General features: G+C 44.9%; 1 protein-coding gene. It reads left to right on the top strand.

Annotated elements, in window-relative coordinates:
* Positions 1-243 precede the first annotated feature (243 nt).
* On the top strand, positions 244-1,894 hold a 1,651-nt coding region (dnaX, locus tag V7D75_RS14175; protein WP_333615080.1), incomplete at its 3' end, for a DNA polymerase III subunit gamma/tau.

The raw sequence follows: 1,894 nt of genomic DNA, 5'->3' as shown, positions 1-1,894 counted from the left end.
CAGACCCTGTGAAGACAGCGTGAATACCGAGGTGCATCTTGACGCATTTCATCAGCAAGGCTCGCTTATCGATGCTAATACCCAACGTTTGTATGAGCAATTGGCTGAGTTACGGGCACAATCATAAGCTATGCTAGAACCCAGTTTCGGTGTCTAGTTTCAATACCTACTTTGATAGTTAGTTTTAAGCTAAATCGCTGATTTGTAACTTTATTTATATCATTACTCACATTGGCATTTATTATGACGCAGCAATATCAAGTTTTAGCGCGCAAATATCGTCCAAAAAACTTTCACGAGTTGATTGGGCAATCGCACGTCTCACAAGCACTGATTAATGCGATTGATTATAATCGTCTGCACCATGCTTACTTATTTACGGGTACGCGCGGTGTCGGTAAGACCACTATTGCGCGTATTTTGTCTAAATGTTTAAACTGTGAGACGGGTATCACTAGCACGCCATGTGGTGTCTGTGATAACTGCGTGGCGATTGATCAAGGACGGTTTATTGATTTAATCGAGATTGATGCGGCCTCGCGTACCAAAGTTGAAGACACCCGCGAGCTACTTGATAATGTGCCGTATGCGCCAAGCCAAGGTCGCTACAAGGTGTACCTGATTGATGAGGTGCATATGCTGTCGACACACAGCTTTAATGCGCTGCTCAAAACCTTGGAAGAACCACCTGAGCATGTAAAATTCTTACTAGCCACCACCGACCCACAAAAGCTGCCCATCACGATTATCTCGCGCTGTTTGCAGTTTGTGTTGCGTCCTTTATCGCAAAGTCTGCTTAGTGAGCATCTAGCCAATATCTTAAATCAAGAGCAGGTGGATTATACTCAGCCTGCGCTTTGGCAATTGGCTAGTGCTGCTAAAGGCTCGGTGCGTGATGCGTTATCATTGACCGACCAAGCGATTGCATTTGGACAAGGCGCGCTCGATGATGTAACAGTTAATGCCATGCTTGGCTTAATTGATGCCGCTGACTTGGTGCGTTTAATTACAGATATTTATAATCATGATAAATCAGCAGTCGCCACTCATATCGAGCAAATGCGCGCGCAAATGGTCGATGCCACTAGCATGTTTGACGGCTTGGCTGAGTTGTTGCATCAATTGGCATTGACGCAACTGCTGCCTGAGGTTGCGCTTAACGTAAACGAAGCACAAGCGCAGCAGATTAATCAGCTTGCGCGGCACATGAGTCCTGACGTTTTACAGCTATATTACGAAATCGTCGTCCAAGCGCGTGAAGGCGTAAAGCTGGCTAGCACACCGATGCAGGCGCTTGAGATGTGTATTTTACGTCTATTGGCGTTTCGACCTTTACCCGTCGATGAGATTTTAGCAAACGTACCAGATACTACTATATCTTCTGACCCTAGAGCATCTGGCTCTGTATCATCTGTTTCTACAGGCTCTATAGAAACTAATACAGCTTCACTAGATTCAGGTACTATCGAAGCACCGGATACCAATACGTTTTTAAATGCAGATGAAAACATAGCGCCTTCATTAGAGCAAACCTCAACAGTAGTAGAAGCGCCGCTATCAGAATTGCCGCCAGCACCACAATTAGAACCAGCAACGGACTCAATACAGCCACTACCAGACTACGATGCTGATTATCAGACCTCAAGTCAAAATGAGGTCGAGCCATACAACACAAGTTATGATGATGCTGAATTTGACCAATATAATAGCTACGGTAATGATAAAGGATTGGGTTTATTAGATAGTAACATTAGCCTTGAGCCTGAACCTGTTATTGAGCCTGAACCTGTTATTGAGCCTGAACCTGTTATTGAGCCTGAACCTGTTGTTGAGTCTGAGCCTGTTGTTGAGTCTGAGCCTGTTGTTGAGTCTGAGCCTGTTGTTGAGTCTGAGC

The organism is Psychrobacter sp. (assembly GCF_036731945.1).
GTDB lineage: Bacteria > Pseudomonadota > Gammaproteobacteria > Pseudomonadales > Moraxellaceae > Psychrobacter.
The sequence above is the reverse complement of the archived record's forward strand: the minus strand, read 5'-3'. Positions and strand labels throughout refer to the sequence as shown.